Origin of the sequence: Arsenicicoccus sp. UBA2120, assembly GCF_002330965.1 — a bacterium.
Classification (GTDB): domain Bacteria; phylum Actinomycetota; class Actinomycetes; order Actinomycetales; family Dermatophilaceae; genus Arsenicicoccus; species Arsenicicoccus bolidensis.
Genome location: NZ_DCYC01000041.1, coordinates 24,358 through 41,463, shown reverse-complemented (window position 1 = coordinate 41,463; position 17,106 = coordinate 24,358). Strand labels below are relative to the sequence as shown.

The window sequence follows — 17,106 nt, the reverse complement described above, 5'->3', positions numbered from 1 at the left end:
GGTCAGGCCGGGTCCACGCGCCCCACGACCGTGCCCGCGCGGTCGATGCAGACGACGTCCACCAGGACCGGCGCGCCCTCCAGGACCTCGAGGGCCGCCTGGCGGGCGGCATACGCGACCTGGTCGCCCAGGGCGACCCCGGCCTCCTGGCACAGGGTGAGCGCCTCGAGGCCGGTGTTGACCTCGTGCAGCCGCGCCACGAGCTCGGCCGGGGCACCGGCGCCCTCGGCCAGCGACGCCAGGTGGGCCTTGTCGACCTGCGAGCGCCCCGAGTGCAGGTCGAGATGACCGTTCGCGAGCTTGGAGAGCTTGGCGAACCCGCCGCAGATGGTGAGGCGCGGGCGGGGATGCTGCCGGAGGTACTTCAGCACAGCCCCCACGAAGTCGCCCATGTCCAGCAGCGCCGGCGTGGGCAGGTCGTATAGCTCGGTCACGACCCGCTCCGAGGTCGACCCGGTGCAGCCCGCGACGTGCTCCAGCCCCATCGCCTCGGACACATCGATGCCGCGGCGGATCGAGTCGATCCACGCCGCGCACGAGTAGGGCACGACCACGCCCGTCGTCCCGAGGATCGACAGCCCGTCGAGGATCCCGATGCGGGGGTTCCAGGTGTGGCGGGCCATCTCGACGCCCTGGTCGACGCTGATCTCGACCACCACGTCCGGATCGGCCTCACCGCCGGCGACCTCGCGCAGGGCTGTCCTCATCAGCGTGCGCGGCACCGGGTTGATCGCGGGCTCGCCCACCGGGAGCGGCAGCCCGGGCAGGGTCACCCGGCCGACGCCGGGTCCGCCGCGGAAGGTGACGCCTGATCCCGGGTCCCCGTGGCTCACCCGCGAGCGGATGATCGCGCCGTGCGTCACGTCGGGGTCGTCGCCGGCGTCCTTGGTGACGGCCGCCTGCGCCCAGCCGTCGCCGCGGTCCTCGGCCGTCAGCGCGAACGCGGGGGTGCGCCCCCTGGGCAGCGAGATCGTCACCGGGTCGGGGAAGTCGCCGGTCAGCAGCGCCGCGTAGGCCGCCTTGGTCGCCGCCGTCGCGCACGCCCCCGTGGTCCAGCCGGGACGCAGCCCCGTGTGCTCCAGCTGGGCCTCGCGACCGCCCCCCACCTGCTCCATGACGGCATTGTCGCACTGTGGTTCGATGGGTCGCGTGACCACGCGGACGCTCCTCCTGGGCGGGACCGGCGAGGCCCGTCACCTCGCCGGGCTCCTCGCCGAGCGCTCCCGCTCGTATGCCGTCACCTACTCCCTCGCGGGGGTGACCAGTGCGCCGCGGGTCCCTGACGTCGACGTGCGCGTGGGGGGCTTCGGGGGAGTCGCGGGGCTGGCGGCATACCTCCGCGCGGAGCGCGTCGACGTGGTCGTCGACGCCACCCATCCCTATGCCGCCCGGATGAGCGAGCACGCGGCCCAGGCCTGCTCGCAGGTCGGCGTGCCCCTGGTGGCGCTGCGGCGACCGGGCTGGCAGGAGCAGGACGGCGACGACTGGCACCGGGTGCCGACCCTCGAGGACGCGGCGCACGTCGCTGCGTACCTGGGTCGGCGCCTGTTCCTGACGATCGGGCGCCAGGAGGTGGGGGAGTTCACGTTCCTGCACGACACCTTCTGCCTCGTGCGGTCCGTGGACGCGCCGGAGGTCCTGCCGGCGTACTCCCACGTCGTGCTGGCCCGCGGGCCCTTCACCGTCGAGGGGGAGCTGGAGCTGCTGCGCGAGCACGCCATCGACGTGATCGTCTCCAAGGACAGCGGAGGAACGGCGACCGCCGCCAAGCTCGAGGCGGCCCGCGCGCTCGGCCTGCCCGTGGTCCTCGTCGACCGCCCCGCGGTGCCCGACGTGCCGACCGTGGAGGACCCCGAGGCCGCGGTGGCGATGCTGGAGTCGCTAGGGTCGCTGGGGTGATGACCATCTCGTCCGCCGAGGCACTGGCGGCGCTGCGCCGCTCGGCCCTGGGAGCGCGCTCCCGCTGGTCCCTCGCCCTGTTCACGGGCGGGTCGGTCGTGGTCGGGCTGCGACCGTCGACGGCTGGCGCAACGAGCAGATGGGGGTCGGCTGGTGGCTCAAGCTCGTCTGCGTCCTGCTGCTGGCCGTGGCCGTCTGGCGGGAGGTGAGGGACTGGCTGCGCCGACGTCGGCTGGCGGACGCACCCGATGGTCTGCACACCATGACGGTGGCTCCGGAGGCGCACACCACCCACCACAGCCTCGTCGGCGCCTCCGGCGACGTGTGGGACCTGCCCTGGTCCGGGGTGCCGGCCGAGGCACGCTGACGCGCGTCGTCTGCCACGGCAGAGGCGCGGCGGGCGTCGGGGCTCGTCAGGCGCGCAAGCAGCGACGGCGGGCGCGCCTGTGGAGAACGCACGTACCGGTCGGCGCGGTCGGCATACGCTCAGGTCGAGCACCACCGTGCCGCACCACGTCCACCGGAGGCAGACGACCCCATGACGCACGACGAGGCCCTCGCTGCGCTGCGCCGACAGGGCAGGGGCCGCTTGCTGACGTGGCAGGTGAGCCTCTGGTGCCTGCTCGCCGTGTCGTTCGGCGTGCAGGCATGGGGCCGCCTGGGCGCGGACCGGTCCGACGGCCTCGGCTGGTCGATGGTCGTCCTCGCGCTCGGAAACACAGGGATCGTGCTCTCCCAGCTCCCTGCGCTGCGGCGCCGGCGCCGGGTGGTCGACGAGGCGTCGGCGCTGATCGAGTGCCGAGTCGCACCGCAGCGGCCGTTGTCCGGGGTGCGGCTGGTGGATCCACAGGGCAAGGAGTGGGACATCACCTCCGACCAGGTCTACGCGCCCGCGGGTCACCAGGCGTGGCTGACCTCGCTGGAGCCGGGCAGGCCGGCCTTCGTGGTGGTGCCGGGCGTCGCGCCGCAGGTCGCCTACCTCGACCGCGGGCCCGCGCTGGCGGCCATCGGCCACCGCTGACCGCACGCGTCGGTCTGGCGGGGTTGGCGAGGCAGCATCAGCCGGTCGGTCCTCAGCTCCATGGAGACCCAGTATGCCGACCGCCCGTCATCGGACGCGGGCGTGACGTCGCGGGCTGGTCCACTGGCGGGCGGACAGGCTCGTCAGGGCGTAGATCGTGAGCAGGTCCGCCGACAGGCTGAGCATGCTGCCGAGCGTCTGGTTGGGATTCGAGAAGGCCTGGGCGAACTCGGTCATGAGGGTGACGGTGAGGAGCACCACCAGGCACAGGCGCGCCCACCGCCGCCCGAGATAGGTCTTCCACGCCAGCAGGGCGAACATCGCGACGATGAGGGCGTAGTACGCCAGCAGCGCCACCGTGGTCGTGGTGCGCAAGTCGCTCTCGACGCTCTCGCCCAGCACCCCCGACACGTCTCCGGCCGCGAGCCGGACCACGGTGATCCCCACGGTGACGCCGAGCGCGATGGCGCCGAGCACCACGGCCGCGATGATCGAGAACGGGCGGCGACCCACGTCGTGGAGCGCGTCCAGGGGCTCGGGGACGAGCTCCTCGGGCAGGTTCGCGACGCCGGACACGTCCACGTCAGGCAGGTCACCGTCGGTGGCGACCACGTCCCCGCCACCGTTGCGGTGGTGGTAGCCGGTGGAGAAGTCCTCGATCACGGTGACGGACGACTCAGGAACGGCGTAGGCGACGGTGTCGACGATGTAGTCGCGCTCCACGTCGATGTCGCGATCGATCTTGTGGGTCACCTGCAGGGTGAACAGCGACAGGCCGACCGAGCGGTCGTAGGTGCCGGCGGCGAGCCAGTCGACCTGGTGCCCTCCGGGGAGCAGCCACCCCTCGGGACAGGGCCAGAAGCGCACGTGGTGCCGCTGGGCCGGGTTGCCCTCGACCTCCTGCTGGTAGGCGAAGGCCTGGATCTCGCCGAAGAGCAGCAGCGGTCTGACCGGCGCCTCTGGATAGCTGCGTCGGCTCAGCGAGGACGAGATGATCCGGGCGCTGGAGGTGAGGTCGACCGGGTCGGCGAGCACCCAGCCAGCGCGCTGCATGGATGCGTGGATCTGCTCGGCGCTGCCGGTGAACGCGAGGTTGACCGGATCTCCGAGGAGCCCATCGGTGGTGCGGGCCCGCCCGATGAAGTAGTCGGGGACGTACATCGTCGTCAGGATCCGGTGCAGTCGGGGGAGCGCCAGGTACGCCATGGCCGCCCAGAACAGCACCAGGTAGGACACGCGGACCAGGCTCGTCGTGCTCTCGCGCAGCAGCACGACGCCGAAGGCGAAGGTGAGGCCGGTCGTGACCGCGAAGAAGAGGTTCTCGATCAGGTCGACGAGGCGCCGGCCCCGGAGGCTGCCGTCGTTGACCTTGGTCGGTGGGTGCTCGTAGACGGGGGCCGGGCGGGTCACGGCTGCCGCTCGGCCCGCTGCTCCGCTGCCAGCTGGTCGGCGCACTCGCACTGGTGCCGGGCCGCGACGTACGCGTCGCGGACGTCCAGCCCCTCGCGCATCTCGCGCAGCACGGGCTCGACGAAGTTCGTGCGGTAGGCCGGGTCGGCCCCCGCGCTGGCGACGAAGCTGAGGGCGCCGAGTCCCGCGAGCACCAGGCACACCTGGACCATGGGGCGGTTGATCGTGTTGGGGAGGATGGCCAGGAAGCCCTCGAACTGGGCGGGCGCCTTGCCGATCCACTGCGTGGCGGTGCCCTCCGTGATCGACAGCGCACCGAAGGCGAGGAAGCCCACGAAGACCAGGATGGCCAGGAGGGTCACCTGGATCATGGTGACCAGCACGCTGACGAGCAGGACGTTGAACCGCTCGGCGCGGCGGACGGGGTGCGCCTCGGCCTCGGGGTCCTTGGCGTGGTCCTCCAGCATCCGGCCGAGCTCGTCGTTGGCGTTGCCGGCGGCCAGCGAGATGCTCAGCAGGGCGATCACGGCGACGGCGGCCCAGGTGCGCTGCATGGTCAGCTGCGCCGCCACCTGCCAGATCTCGGCGTTGTAGAAGAAGAACAGCATCGTCAGCATCAGCAGCGGGATGACCCGGCTGATCATGGGGCCGAGGGAGTCGAGCTCCCGCCAGGCGCGGCGCGCGGCCCAGCGGAGCATGGTGCCCATGCCCCAGTACGCCGCCGCCAGCACGAGCAGGGTCATGCCCAGCCGCTCCGGGACGGCCGGGCCGTGGCGCAGCGCCGGCAGCAGGTGCTGGGTGGCGAGGGCGACGATGGCGGCCAGGGACACCGCCGTGCCGACCACGCGCGGCAGCCGGCGCAGCACCAGGGACGAGATCCACCAGACCAGAGGGCTGGCGACGGCGAACATCAGGGCGACGCTGCCCGCGATCGCGCGGGGATCCTCCGCGGACAGGTCCTCGTCGCCCACGCCGACGAACAGGGTGTCGAGATAGCCGATCGACACGGTGACGACGAGTAGGCAGAGCAGGGCGGGCGCGCAGCGGGCGAGCAGGCCGCGTCGGCGGGCCCCGCTCTCCAGGACGAGCGGCAGACCGCGTCGTCGCAGCTCGCGGCGCAGCACCTCGAGCCGTTCGCTCGACGTGGCACCGGTCGACGCGGCATACCTGCGCTGGTCATCCCCCATGGGCCACATGGTGGCGCATGACCTGCAGTGTTCCGACCCACCATCGCGTATGGCGAGCCGGGGTCGTCCCCAACCACGGGCGGAGCTGGGGCGTCGTACGACGTGGAGCCGTCCGGGCAGCCTGGCGTCAGATCGACGCGAGCCGCCCGCCGGTGCCGATGATCACCCCCACGCGCGACGGAGATGCACCCGAATGATCGCTACGCCTCCTAAGGTGTCCCACATGACGCAGAGTAATCGGGGGGGCTTGGGGACGACGAGCCGGCTGCCCAAGATCGCCGGGGACGTGGTGACCTGGGGAGCCGTCTGGTCGGCGCTCTCGATCCTCCTGCAGGGATTCAGCTGGCCGATGTGGGTGGACGAGGCGTTCTCGCTGATCGCCGTCCCCACGTCGCCCAACCTGTTCGTCGCGGCGCTGCTGCTCATCGTCGGCGAGGCGCTGCACCGGCGGCTGCGGGTGGCCTGGTGGATCGTCGTGCTGTTCCAGGGGCTGGCGGCGCTGACCTTCCTGTCCGGGCTGGCGTTCGTGTTCTCCGACTTCGACGAGCTGATGAACGACGCCGAGCTGTGGGGCGACATCCCGCCCACCGTTGGGTTGAGCGGGTATGTCATCAGCACGATCGCCACCACCGTGATCTTCATTCTCTTCCTTCGTCGCCGTGCCGCCTTCCCCGCGCAGCGTCCTGCGGGGTCGCTCCGCGAGGCGCTGCTCACCCTGGTCGGTGGCCTGCTCGCGGTGCTGGCGCTGACGTTCGGCTTGTCCTGGCTGGCGTCCGGGACGCTCGCGGGGCCCGGTGAGCGGCTGTGGTGGTCCCTCCAGCGCACGCTGGGCCTGTCGCTGCCGTTCGGGCCCCAGGCCGGCGCTCACGAGGCGTCCCCGTGGCTGGGCACCCTGGCCGGCGTCCTCGCAGCGGGTGTCCTGCTGCTCGCGATCTGGCGCTTCATCCACTCCGCGCGGCGCGCGGAGCTGATGACCGCTGCGGAGGAGCTGCGCCTGCGCGCGCTGCTGGCCAGCAACGGCGAGCAGGACTCCCTGGCGTACTTCGCGACGCGGCGTGACAAGTCCCTCGTCTTCGCACCCGACGGGTCCGCCGCCATCGCCTATCGCGTGGTCGGCCCGTGTGCCTGGCCTCCGGCGACCCCATCGGGCCGAGCGAGGACTGGCCCAAGGCGATCAACGCCTGGCTCGAGCACGCGCGGCTGCACGCCTGGCACCCCGGCGTCCTGTCGGCGTCCGAGCACGGGGCCACGGCATACGTCGCTGCCGGTCTGCGCGCCCGCAACCTGGGCGACGAGGCCGTCGTCGACGTCGACCGGTTCACCCTCGAGGGGCGGGCCATGCGGCCGGTCAAGCGGGCCGTGGCCCGCGTGCGCGCCGCCGACTGCGACATCACGGTCGAGCGGCACGCGGACCTGCCCGCCAGCACCCTCGACGAGATCGTCCGCCTCGCGGAGCAGTGGCGCGGGGAAGAGCCCGACCGTGGCTTCTCGATGGCGCTCAACCGCCTCGGCGACCGGGCCGACGGCCGCTGCGTGGCCGTCATCGTGCGTGCCAAGGACGGGGCGATCTGCGCCGTGCAGTCCTTCGTGCCGTGGGGGACCCGCGGGCTCTCCCTCGACCTCATGCGCCGGTCGCCGGCCGCACCCAACGGCGTCAACGAGGCCATGGTCGCCGCTCTCGTCGAGGCCGCACCGGACCTCGGGGTCCGGCACGTCTCGCTGAACTTCGCGATGTTCCGGTCGGTGTTCTCCGGCGCCGACAAGGTCGGGGCAGGCATCGGCGTGCGGATCGCCGACCGCATCCTCATGGTTGCCAGCCGCTTCTGGCAGCTCGAGTCCCTCTACGAGGCGAACGCGAAGTATCTCCCGCGCTGGGAGCCGCGCTTCGTGTGCTTCGAGACCGTGGGGGTCCTGCCGCAGATCGGCCTGGCAGCCGGTGCCGCCGAGGGCTTCCTGCCCGGCCGCGTCGTCACCCCCGACCGGACCGGCGAGGACCTCACCGTCGTCGACGGGGGAGAGCCCCGACCGCTCGCGGACCTGATCCTCGACCAGGACCGCGACCTGCTCACCCCGCCCCGTCCCACGCGGCGCATCGGCGAGCAGCAGCAGGTCCGGCTCGACAAGCTGAACACGCTGCGCGAGGCCGGGATGGAGCCCTATCCCGTCGGGGTGCCCCGGACGTGCAGCGTCGCCGACGCCCTCACCCTCGTGGATGCCGCGGGCTCTCCCGGCGTGGTCTCCGTGACGGGCCGGGTGCGCGCCATACGAGACCTCGGTGGTGTGCTGTTCTGCATCCTTGAGGAGCACGGGGCCCGGATCCAGGGCGTCCTCGAGCGGGACGCCGACAACGGGCCGGACGTGCCGCTGTGGCGGCGCACGGTCGACATCGGGGACCACGTCTCGCTCACCGGGCGCCCCGGCCGCAGCCGCAACGGCGAGGCCTCGATCCTCGTGTCGTCGTGGGTCATGGCCTCCAAGTGCCTGCGCCCCATCCCGGACGCCCGCACCGGGTTCACCAACCCCGAGGCCCGTGCCCGGCAGCGCTATCTCGACCTCATCGTCAACGCCGAGTCCTCCGCCATGCTCCAGGCCCGCTCGCGCGCCGTGGCGGCCATCCGCCACGGCTTCGCTCAGCGCGGCTACATGGAGGTGGAGACACCGATGCTGCAGGCCGTCCACGGCGGCGCCAGCGCGCGCCCCTTCCGCACGCACATCAATGCCTACAACGCCGAGCTCTACCTGCGCATCGCCCCCGAGCTGTTCCTCAAGCACCTGTGCGTCGGCGGCATGGACCGGATCTTCGAGCTCAACCGCAACTTCCGCAACGAGGGCGCCGACGCCACCCACAACCCCGAGTTCACGTCGGTCGAGGCGTATGCCGCCCACGGTGACTACAACACGATGCGCGAGCTCACGCGCGAGCTGATCATCGAGGTCGCCACCGCCACCCACGGCGAGCCGGTCGCGGTGCGTCCCGGCGCCGACGGCACCGTGGAGCGGATCCGCCCCGACGGCGAGTGGCCCGTCATCAGCGTGCACGAGGCCGTGTCGCGGGCGGCCGGGGTCAACCTGACCTCGGCCTCCACGGTGGAGGAGGCCCGGGCCGTCGCCGACCGGCACGGCGTGCACTACACGCCGGCCATGACCTCGGGCGAGGTCGTGCTGGAGCTGTACGACGAGCTCGTCGAGGGCCAGACGACCTTCCCGACCTTCTACACGGACTTCCCGCTCGAGACGTCGCCGCTCACCCGGACGCACCGCACCGACCCCCGCCTCTCCGAGCGGTGGGACCTCGTGGCGTTCGGAGCCGAGATCGGCACGGCCTACAGCGAGCTGGTCGATCCGGTCGACCAGCGCCAGCGGCTCACCGAGCAGTCCTACAAGGCCGCCGCCGGCGACCCGGAGGCGATGGAGATCGACGAAGGCTTCCTCACCGCGCTGGAGTACGCCATGCCGCCGACCGGCGGTCTCGGCATCGGAGTGGACCGGCTCGTCATGATGCTGACGGGCGCGAACATCCGAGCCACCCTGGCGTTCCCGTTCACCAAGCCGTCCGAGCGCGGCTGACCCAGGTGCGGGGGCGGGCTCCGGCGCTCAGCCGAGGTCGACCAGGATCCGCTCGCGGCTCCCGGCATCGACCAGGTCGTGAGCCGCGGCGATCCGCTCCAGGGGGAGTGGGCGGGCGACGGGGATGGTGAGGGCGCCCGCCGCGGCGGCAGCCGTGAGCTCTCGGACGGCGTCGGCCCTGGCCTCGGGCGGGAAGTCGTCGCTGCCCAGCAGGCGGATCGTGAGGTTGTCGAACAGCATGGGCCAGAAGGGGATTCGCGGTTCCGCCTCGACGGTGCCGTAGGCCGCGACCACGCCGCCCTGCCGCAGCACCTCGGCGTCCAGCGCGACGTTGGCGGAGAACGCCACCTCGACGACGCAATCGACGCCCTCGGGTGCGATCGCACGGATCGCCGACGCGGGGTCGTCGTCCAGGGCGACGGCGTGGTCCACGACATCGAGCGCGGCGTTCAGGTCCGCGGAACGCCGCACGCTGCCGATCACCGTGGCGCCCCCTCGACGCGCCAGCTGCGCGGCGATGCGCGAGACCGCGCCGAGCACGCCGTGGACGAGCACCACCTGCCCCGCCACCGGTCCGTCGCCGTAGACGCTGCGGTGGGCCGTGATGCCGGGAATGCCCAGGCAGGCGCCGAGCTCGTCGCTCACCTCGTCCGGCAGATCCACGGCCAGGTGCTGCGGCAGGACGACATAGGTCGCGGCCGTGCCGTTCGCTCGATAGCTCTGGGCGCCGTGGACCCAGACCCGTCGTCCGACCCGGGCCGGGTCCACCCCGGGCCCGACCGCATCGACCACCCCGGATCCGTCGCTGTGCGGGATGACACGGGGACACGGCATGGCCGCTCCCGTCCAGGCGAGTCGCTTCTTGGTGTCGCCCGGGTTGACCCCGGACAGGCGGACCCGCACGCGCACCTCGCCCGGCCCGGGCTCGGGGTCGCGCAGCTCGCCCACGACGAGCACCTCCGCAGCCGGACCAGGACGGTCGTACCACGCCGCCCGCATCAGCCGACCTGAGCCCGCCGTGTCGCGCGCAGCACGATGTCGCTCTTGTGGTGGGACCCTGCGCCGAGGGCGACGTCGCGATCCCGCTGCTCGTGCACGACGACCTCCCACTCCTCGCCCAGCGCGGCGGCGACGTCCGCCGGGGCGACGTACTCGTCCGGGTCGAAGCCGTGGGAGAGCGAGAGCTCACGGTCGATGTCACCGTGGTGCACCACGAGGAGGGTCCCGCCCGGGGCGACCAGCTCCGCGAGGCGCTGCTCCGCGTCGTGGGTGGGCACCTTCATCAGGGCGGGATACATGGCGCTGACCAGGTCGAAGGACCCCTGCTCCAGATCGGCCTCGAGCAGGGGCGCGGCGACCCCGGTGATCGTCATGCCGGCCTGTCGTCCGGCTGCGAGGGTGCGCTCGACGGCCCGGGACGAGATGTCCAGCGCCGTGACCTCCCAGCCCTGGTGCGCGAGCCACACCGCGTCCGCGCCCTCCCCGCACCCCACGTCCAGCACCCGGCCAGGCGCAAGGTCCTTGCTCTCGACGACGAGCGCCTCGTTGGGGTTGCCGCTCCAGACCTGCTCTCCCGAGTAGCGCTCGTCCCAGTCCTCCGCGGTCTGCGCCATCGGCGCTGGATGGTGGTGGTGCTCCTCGTGCTCGCTCATGGCGCCATTGTGCCCTGCCCTCCCGCGGGGTCCCGTCTTCCGGTCAGAGGTCTCCGCGGGCGCTTCGTGTCAACGGCCGCTCCGCGCGTGCTTCGTGTCAACGGCCTCCACGTTCGGGCGCCCGCTCAGTAGCCCGTCCGACCGTCGACGGCCTCCCGCAGCAGGTCCATGTGCCCCAGGTGGCGGGCGTACTCCTCGATCAGGTGGGTCAGGATCCACCGGAGGTTGACCTGCTTGCCATGCCGGAGACCGCGGACCGGGGCGTCCAGGTCGGACCAAGCCTCGGCGTTGGCGCGGGTGATCGCCAGCTCCTGCTCGTATGCCGCGACGTCCGCCGCAGCCGTCGCGGTCGAGGCTCCGTCGAACACGGCATCAGGCTGCCCGGGCCGGGTGTAGCGGTCCTCGAACCCTGGCTCGTCCAGCAGCACCTTGCGCAGCCAGTAGGCCTCGACCTCGGTCAGGTGCCGGATGACGCCGATCAGGCTGAGGGTCGACGGTGGGACCGAGCGCCGGGCCAGCTGCTCGGTGTCGAGACCGGCGACCTTGAGCAGCACCGTCTCACGATAGAGCTCGAGCCAGGAGTCCAGGCCGACACGATCGCCCGCCAGCATCGGAGGGTCGCTGCGGTGATCGGCGCGCTCGGGAACGACGGCGGTGTCAGGCATGCCCGCACCGTAGTCGTGCGGACGACGCGGGCGCCAACAACCTGGGTCGGGGATCATGACCGACGATCTCGATCTTGGCCGATGCGCTCAACCGGTTGCACGGCGTGGTGGGGAGGTGTGCCGTCCGCCCGTCGGCGTGATCACGGTGAGCGCCCCGTCCGGGTCGAGGTGCCGGGCGAACCCGGGGGCCTCCATCGCGTAGTTGTGCGCCTCGCACATGCCGACTGCGTTGTCGGCGCTGGTTGGACCGCCCTCGGCGTACGGCTCGGCATGGTCGATGTGGCGGATGGGCGCGTCGCAGTAGGGGACCCGACAGGTCCCGTCCCGCCACACGACCAGCCGCCGCACGACCCCCGTGAAGGTCCGACGCTTCGCGTCGATGGAGGCCAGCTCGCCCGTCTCGGGATCCGCGTAGAGCCGGCGCAGCCACACGCTGGCGGCGTGACAGCCCTGTGCCTGCTCGCCCTCACTCGTCTGGCCGCCGAGGACCAGGGCTCGGGCCAGTGGACCGGGGATGGGCCCGTAGCCCGGGACGGTGGCGGCGTCGTCATCGCCGTCGAGGAGGGTGCGATCGGTCATGATCAGGCCCACCTCGACGTCGATCGTGTCGGTGGACCGCCCGGTCACCAGCTCGACGAGGGTGTCGGCCATGACTTGGGCCCGCGTGCGCTGGTCCTCGGCGCCGCGCGGCGCGTCAGCCGCCCGGATCAACGCGGCGTGCACGGCGACCCCCTCCTTGACCGGGAGTAGGGCGGTGAGCTGCACCATGCAGTCCGGGGCGGGGCGGGTGGAGACGTAGCGATCGGCGGCGGCCTTGGCCGCTGCCCGCATGGCGGCCTGCGGGTCCAGGGCGTAGGCGATCGCGCGAGCGCGCTTGCCCGCCTGGGCCCAGGTGAGTCCAGGCAGCTCGGCCGCCAGCTCCCGGTCAGCACGCAGGCGGTCGGCGCGGCTCAGCGGCGCCAAGGCGGTCACCACCTGAGCGGCCGTGCCCTCGTCGATCAGGCCGGCCGCGTGCAGCAGCCCGCACCGCGGCAGGTGGTGGCGGAGGCTGCGGGCGATGCCGAGGCGTCGTGACGCGGATCCGGCCGAGGCACGCGTGGCGAGCCCGACCTCGGCCGCGAGACCGGCGGGCGTCCGGTCCTCGGGCGTGCCCTGCTCCGCGCGGCGGGTCGCCTCGAGCCCGAGCATGACCCTCAGCTGGGCCGCTCCGGCCGCGTGACGGATCCGCTCCAGCAGGGTGAGCTGATCGACCGCGTCGGCAGGGTCGTCGCCGCCCTCGATCCGGCGGATCAGGTGCAGGATGTCCGGCAGCGTGCCCGGCACGGGGTGCTCGCCCCAGGACGAGCCGCGGAACGCGTCGTGCACCTCCGGTGCCAGCTCGGCCGTGGCAGCGCCCCCGATGGGCACCGCGTCGGCCGTGAGCTCAGGACTCATGGTCGCCTCCTCGTCGATCGACGGATCCCGCCCGGCGGACGGGATCCACGTGAGACGTGAGGGACGCGTGCAGCAGCACGGGTGAGGCGACGTCTTCAGGTGCTTCTCACCCTAGAGGCCACCACTGACAGACCCCCCCTCCCCCCCGGGGGTGTAGACCTCACCACCCACGACGACGGGCGGCTCGTGTCGACCGCCAGCGCGCGACCGTGCTGTCTACCTCGCCGCGTAGAGTCGCTCGTCCGAGCCGTCTGCTCCGCCCGACCCAAGGACCACGCCGTGCCTGACCGACCTGAGATCGTCTGCATCTGCGGCTCCACCCGCTTCGTGACCGAGATGCGCGCGGCCAACCGCGACCTGACCTTCGCCGGCGTCATCGTCGTCGCGCCCGGAGAGGCCGACGAGGTGGTCACGGACGAGCAGAAGGCCGCCCTGGACGCCCTGCACCTGCGCAAGATCGACCTGGCTGACCGGGTGCTGGTCGTCAACCCCGGCGGCTACGTGGGGGAGTCCACGCGCAGGGAGATCGCCTATGCCGAGGCCACCGGCACACCCGTCGAGTTCACCGATCCGGTATGACGGGCCGCCCGACCGGTTCCGTGACCCGCCCCGGCCGCCTTGGCCGCCTCGGCCGCCTCGGCCGGGCCAGGGCGCGCATGGCGTTCTTGGGCACCACGCCCCGGAGGTAGGGCTGACTGCGTGATCAGTCCGGGTAGCGGCGTGGCGTCCAGGCCACGACCTGCGCCTCGCCGCCGGGCCGACGCGTGACCATCCGCGTCTGCGACGAGCCCACGAGCAGCAGGGTCCGCATGTCGATCTCGTCGGTGGGCAGGTCCTCGAGCCTCAGGACGCGCACCCGCTCGGTGGGTCCTCCGACGTCGCGCGCGACGACCACGGGGGTGTCGGGGGAGCGCAGCGAGAGGGCGAGGGACTTGAGCTGCACGACCTGCTCGCGCCGCGACCGGGACGCGGGGTTGTAGATCGCGACGACGAGGTCCGCCGACAGCGCGGCACGTATGCGCGACGAGATGACCGACCACGGCTTGAGGCGGTCCGACAGCGAGATGGTGGCGTAGTCGTGGCCCAGCGGTGCACCCGCCCGCGCGGCTGCGGCGTGGGCCGCCGTCATCCCCGCGCAGACACGCACCGGGACGTCGAGATACGGCTCGTCGCAGGCCACCTCGAGCACCGCGGTCGCCATCGCGAAGACGCCGGGGTCTCCGGAGGACACGACGGCGACGTGCCGTCCGCGCCGAGCCAGGTCCAGGGCGAAGGCGGCGCGCTCCGACTCGACCTTGTTGTCCGACTCGTGACGGATCTGCCACGGCCGCACGGGAACTCGCTTGACGTAGGTCGTGTAGCCAACGAGATCCGTTGCGGCGGCCAGGACTCCGCGTGCCTCGGGGGTGAGCCACTCGGCGCCGGCCGGCCCCGTGCCGACGACGGTGACCGATCCGAGCGGCACCGGGGCGCCGATGGGGGCCACGGGGGCGGGTGTTTCCGGCATACGGCTCGGCAGCACGACCACCGAGAAGTAGGGCACCTCGGCGGGGTTCACGTCCCGCGCGGGCAGGGCCCGCTCGCCGGTCATCGTCGCGCGCTCGACGTAGATCGCGTCGTCGAGCCGACCCGCCCGCTCCAGGGCGTCACGGACGCGGCCGAAGGTGCGGCCGAGCTTCATCACGACAGCCGCGTCGGTCGACGAGATCGCCGCTGCGAGAGAGTCGTCCGCGAGCGTGCCGGGGATGACGGTCAGCAGCTCGGTGTCCTCGACGAGCGGCACGCCCGCGGCCGCGGCCGCTGCGGTGATCGAGGTGACGCCGGGGATGACGGTGGTGTCGTATGCCGCAGCCAGCCGCTGGTGCAGGTGCTGGTAGGAGCTGTAGGTGAGGGGGTCGCCGAGGGACAGCACGGCGACGGTCCGCCCGGCGTCCAGGTGGGACGCGAGGCGGACGCGGCACTGCTCGTAGAAGGCGGCCAGCTGGGCGTCGTAGTCGTCGCAGTCCTCCGTCGTGACGGGGTAGACGAGCTGCTCCTCGACGACGCCCTCGCGCAGGTAGGGGTCGGCGATCTGCCGAGCCGTCGACCGGCCGTGCCGGGCGGAGTGGTAGACGACGACGTCGGCGCTCTCGATCGCGCGAACCGCCTTGAGCGTCAACAGCTCCGGGTCGCCGGGCCCCAGGCCGACGCCGATCAGCCGACCGGCGGGGCTGGCGGGGCTGGCGGTGCTGGTGTCACGGGCGGATGGGAGGTCGGCCGGCATCACTCGACCTCGGACGCGATGGCGTTGAGCGCCCCGCAGGTGATGGCCGAGCCGCCGCGACGACCGTGCACGACGAGGTAGTCCAGGCCCAGGGTGTTGGTGGCCAGGGCCTCCTTGGACTCCGCCGCCCCGATGAAGCCGACCGGGATGCCGACGACCGCGGCGGGGCGAATCGCGCTGTGCTCCACCAGGTCCAGCAGGTGGAAGAGCGCCGTAGGAGCGTTGCCGATCGCGACGACGGCACCGTCGAGGCGGTCGCCCCACAGCTCGAGCGCGGCGGCCGAGCGCGTCGTGCCGAGATCGGCGGCGAGCCCCGGGACCCGCGGGTCGTTCAGGAGGCAGAGCACCTCGTTGTCGGCAGGCAGCCTCGTGCGCGTCACCCCGGACGCCACCATCTGGGCGTCGCACAGGATCGGCGCGCCGGCCTGCAGCGCGGTGCGAGCGCGCTGGATCACGCTGGGGGAGTAGGCGATGTCGTCCACCAGGTCGACCTGCCCGCTCGCGTGGATCATGCGCACCGCGACGTAGGCGACGTCCTCGGGCAGCTGGTCGAGCCGCGCCTCGCGCCGGATCGTGGCGAAGGACTGGCGATAGATCTCGGCGCCGTCCTTGATGTAGTCGTGCGTCACGCGATGCTCCCCGCGGTCGTCAGTAGGGCGATGGCCTGGCCGGAGGAGACCTTCTCACGACTGGGTCCGTCCTGGGGCGCGTGGGAGCCGTCGTGGAGGAAGAGCTCGTAGGCGTCGGCCTCGGACGCGACGACCGCGTGGTGCGGCGTGGAGGGGTGGCCGCACTGACGGGCGCAGCCGGACCACATCACGGGCAGGCCGTCCAGCGGCTGGGTGCCGAGGGAGTCGACGAGGTCGCGAGCGCGGGCCTGCACGTCGGCGTGCGACCGGGCGCACAGCGGCAGGCCGGTGCACGCGTGCACGTCCAGCCAGGGGTTGGTCGGGTCGGTGGCCCACCCGGTCCCGGCCAGCGCCGCGAGCAGGGACGGAGCCTCGTGACCAGGCACACCTCGTATGACGATCGCGTGCCACGGCGTCACGCGCAGCTGCCCGTCGCCGTGCTCGGCCACGTCGCAGGCGGCCCGCCACCCAGCGGTGGAGATCGCGGCCATCGGAGCCTTGGCGAGCACCGCGACCCCGCCGTCGCCGTCAGGGACGGCACCTGCGAGCCGCGGCTGCTGCGAGGCACGCCGCACCGCGTGGTCCGCGTGTCCCAGCGTGCCGCCGACCCGGTCGTGCAGGTCGTCGCGAGCGTCGGCGCCGAGGTCGTCGACGTTCCAGACCTCCTCGCCGTGGTCAGCGCGCACCGCCAGCCAGGTGCGGCAGACGTCGGCGAGCGTGGCTGCCACGGTGGCCGGGTCGGCGAGCGGGCCCACGGCATAGGTGTTCTCGTCGCGGCCCGAGCCCAGGGCGAGGACGAGCTGGTCGTGGTGGACCTGGGCCGTGAGGTCGAGCGGCAGCGAGGCGACGTCCCCGGTGCCGTCGTCCAGACCGACGAGGAAGCGACCGGCCAGGCCGACGAGCTCCGGTGCGGCACAGATGGCCTGGTCGAGCGCGCGGGCGACCGGGATGACGTCGGCCCGACCGTCGATGCCGGTCATCGGGCTGACGACGATGTTGCGGGTCCGCTCGTGGGTGCGAGAGGGCAGGAGCCCGGCCGGCTCGACGCGAGAGGGGAACTCGCCTGCCTGCGCCTCGTCGAGACCGCGCATCTGAACGTTGGCGCGGGTGGTGAAGAGCACGTGCCCGTCGCCGAGCTCGTCAGCAAGCTCGCCGACCAGGCGGGCCTGCTCGACCGTCATGGGTGATCCGGCGAGGCGGACGCGCGCGATCTTTCCGTCCGACGCCTCGAACATCCGCAGCGCCCCGGGGCACTTGTCCGGCACGGAGTGACGCTCGAGGACGGGTGGGACGGCAGAGCCTGTGGTCACCATGGTCGTCGAGCATAGTGACCGGGGAGCCACGCCCCGTGAGCGGGGTGGCGGGGCCCCGGGCGTCGT

General features: G+C 72.7%; 15 protein-coding genes and 1 pseudogene. 6 read left to right on the top strand and 10 right to left on the bottom strand.

The features are described from left to right. Positions 1-2 precede the first annotated feature (2 nt). The gene (locus tag B2P18_RS05820) at positions 3-1,115 is read right to left on the bottom strand and encodes a cobalt-precorrin-5B (C(1))-methyltransferase (RefSeq protein ID WP_286956697.1); all 1,113 of its coding nucleotides are present in this window, start codon (positions 1,113-1,115) and stop codon (positions 3-5) included. Positions 1,116-1,140: 25 nt separating this feature from the next. On the opposite strand from B2P18_RS05820, the gene B2P18_RS05815 reads away from it, so the two are divergent. The 3 genes from B2P18_RS05815 to B2P18_RS05805 all read left to right on the top strand — a co-directional run bounded on the left by B2P18_RS05815 (position 1,141) and on the right by B2P18_RS05805 (position 2,920). Next, positions 1,141-1,899: a cobalt-precorrin-6A reductase gene (locus tag B2P18_RS05815; protein ID WP_239263308.1), complete on the top strand. Its 759-nt coding sequence runs from the start codon at positions 1,141-1,143 to the stop codon at positions 1,897-1,899. A gap of 139 nt (positions 1,900-2,038) precedes the next feature. Further along, positions 2,039-2,266, top strand: coding sequence for a hypothetical protein (locus B2P18_RS05810; protein WP_286956687.1), 228 nt, complete (start codon positions 2,039-2,041; stop codon positions 2,264-2,266). A gap of 171 nt (positions 2,267-2,437) precedes the next feature. Next, entirely contained in the window at positions 2,438-2,920 is a 483-nt protein-coding gene (locus B2P18_RS05805; RefSeq protein ID WP_286956685.1) for a hypothetical protein, read from the top strand. An 87-nt stretch (positions 2,921-3,007) separates the two neighbouring features. Here the strand turns inward: B2P18_RS05805 and B2P18_RS05800 are convergent, their stop codons facing one another. Next, positions 3,008-4,330 (bottom strand): LssY C-terminal domain-containing protein, encoded by a 1,323-nt coding sequence (locus B2P18_RS05800; protein WP_286956683.1) that lies wholly within the window; start codon positions 4,328-4,330, stop codon positions 3,008-3,010. Next, the gene (locus B2P18_RS05795) at positions 4,327-5,517 is read right to left on the bottom strand and encodes a hypothetical protein (protein ID WP_286956680.1); all 1,191 of its coding nucleotides are present in this window, start codon (positions 5,515-5,517) and stop codon (positions 4,327-4,329) included. Before B2P18_RS05795 ends, B2P18_RS05800 begins: the two co-directional genes overlap by 4 nt. On the opposite strand from B2P18_RS05795, the pseudogene B2P18_RS05790 reads away from it, so the two are divergent. Together B2P18_RS05790 and lysX are read left to right on the top strand one after the other, a co-directional pair. After that, positions 5,516-6,391, top strand: a pseudogene (locus B2P18_RS05790) (hypothetical protein); the annotation flags it as partial. The gene B2P18_RS05795 and the pseudogene B2P18_RS05790 overlap by 2 nt on opposite strands. Positions 6,392-6,636: 245 nt before the next feature. Further along, a complete protein-coding gene (lysX, locus tag B2P18_RS05785; protein WP_286956672.1) occupies positions 6,637-9,084 on the top strand; it encodes a bifunctional lysylphosphatidylglycerol synthetase/lysine--tRNA ligase LysX in 2,448 nt (815 codons plus the stop codon). A gap of 27 nt (positions 9,085-9,111) precedes the next feature. On the opposite strand, the gene B2P18_RS05780 is transcribed toward lysX, so the two are convergent. The 4 genes from B2P18_RS05780 to B2P18_RS05765 form a co-directional block, all read right to left on the bottom strand. Continuing rightward, the gene (locus tag B2P18_RS05780; RefSeq protein ID WP_239263290.1) at positions 9,112-10,032 is read right to left on the bottom strand and encodes an NADPH:quinone reductase; all 921 of its coding nucleotides are present in this window, start codon (positions 10,030-10,032) and stop codon (positions 9,112-9,114) included. A 50-nt stretch (positions 10,033-10,082) separates the two neighbouring features. Next, a complete protein-coding gene (locus tag B2P18_RS05775; RefSeq protein WP_084412277.1) occupies positions 10,083-10,736 on the bottom strand; it encodes a class I SAM-dependent methyltransferase in 654 nt (217 codons plus the stop codon). Between the two features lie 125 nt (positions 10,737-10,861). Then, complete coding sequence (locus B2P18_RS05770) at positions 10,862-11,401, bottom strand: DinB family protein (protein ID WP_286956664.1); 540 nt, start codon at positions 11,399-11,401, stop codon at positions 10,862-10,864. 87 nt (positions 11,402-11,488) lie between these two features. Then, a complete protein-coding gene (locus B2P18_RS05765) occupies positions 11,489-12,835 on the bottom strand; it encodes a DUF222 domain-containing protein (protein WP_019286998.1) in 1,347 nt (448 codons plus the stop codon). A 279-nt stretch (positions 12,836-13,114) separates the two neighbouring features. Between B2P18_RS05765 and B2P18_RS05760 the strand changes: the two genes are divergently transcribed. After that, the gene (locus tag B2P18_RS05760; RefSeq protein ID WP_019286999.1) at positions 13,115-13,414 is read left to right on the top strand and encodes a hypothetical protein; all 300 of its coding nucleotides are present in this window, start codon (positions 13,115-13,117) and stop codon (positions 13,412-13,414) included. A gap of 124 nt (positions 13,415-13,538) precedes the next feature. On the opposite strand, the gene cobJ is transcribed toward B2P18_RS05760, so the two are convergent. From cobJ to B2P18_RS05745, 3 genes are read right to left on the bottom strand one after another with little or no spacing between them, the layout of a single operon-like run. Then, positions 13,539-15,098, bottom strand: coding sequence for a precorrin-3B C(17)-methyltransferase (gene cobJ / locus B2P18_RS05755; protein ID WP_286956662.1), 1,560 nt, complete (start codon positions 15,096-15,098; stop codon positions 13,539-13,541). Then, positions 15,098-15,727: a precorrin-8X methylmutase gene (locus B2P18_RS05750; RefSeq protein WP_029209955.1), complete on the bottom strand. Its 630-nt coding sequence runs from the start codon at positions 15,725-15,727 to the stop codon at positions 15,098-15,100. The genes cobJ and B2P18_RS05750 overlap by 1 nt, the downstream gene beginning before the upstream one ends. Next, positions 15,724-17,040 (bottom strand): nitrite/sulfite reductase, encoded by a 1,317-nt coding sequence (locus B2P18_RS05745; protein WP_029209956.1) that lies wholly within the window; start codon positions 17,038-17,040, stop codon positions 15,724-15,726. The genes B2P18_RS05750 and B2P18_RS05745 overlap by 4 nt, the downstream gene beginning before the upstream one ends. Positions 17,041-17,106: the final 66 nt, after the last annotated feature.

Excerpts from the sequence above, each read along its gene's own strand:
- B2P18_RS05820 (WP_286956697.1), bottom strand. The coding sequence starts at position 1,115 with ATGGAGCAGGTGGGGGGCGGTCGCGAGGCCCAGCTGGAGCACACGGGG.
- B2P18_RS05815 (WP_239263308.1), top strand. The coding sequence starts at position 1,141 with ATGGGTCGCGTGACCACGCGGACGCTCCTCCTGGGCGGGACCGGCGAG.
- B2P18_RS05810 (WP_286956687.1), top strand. The coding sequence starts at position 2,039 with ATGGGGGTCGGCTGGTGGCTCAAGCTCGTCTGCGTCCTGCTGCTGGCC.
- B2P18_RS05805 (WP_286956685.1), top strand. The coding sequence starts at position 2,438 with ATGACGCACGACGAGGCCCTCGCTGCGCTGCGCCGACAGGGCAGGGGC.
- B2P18_RS05795 (WP_286956680.1), bottom strand. The coding sequence starts at position 5,517 with ATGGGGGATGACCAGCGCAGGTATGCCGCGTCGACCGGTGCCACGTCG.
- B2P18_RS05775 (WP_084412277.1), bottom strand. The coding sequence starts at position 10,736 with ATGAGCGAGCACGAGGAGCACCACCACCATCCAGCGCCGATGGCGCAG.
- B2P18_RS05770 (WP_286956664.1), bottom strand. The coding sequence starts at position 11,401 with ATGCCTGACACCGCCGTCGTTCCCGAGCGCGCCGATCACCGCAGCGAC.
- B2P18_RS05765 (WP_019286998.1), bottom strand. The coding sequence starts at position 12,835 with ATGAGTCCTGAGCTCACGGCCGACGCGGTGCCCATCGGGGGCGCTGCC.
- cobJ (WP_286956662.1), bottom strand. The coding sequence starts at position 15,098 with ATGCCGGCCGACCTCCCATCCGCCCGTGACACCAGCACCGCCAGCCCC.
- B2P18_RS05745 (WP_029209956.1), bottom strand. The coding sequence starts at position 17,040 with ATGGTGACCACAGGCTCTGCCGTCCCACCCGTCCTCGAGCGTCACTCC.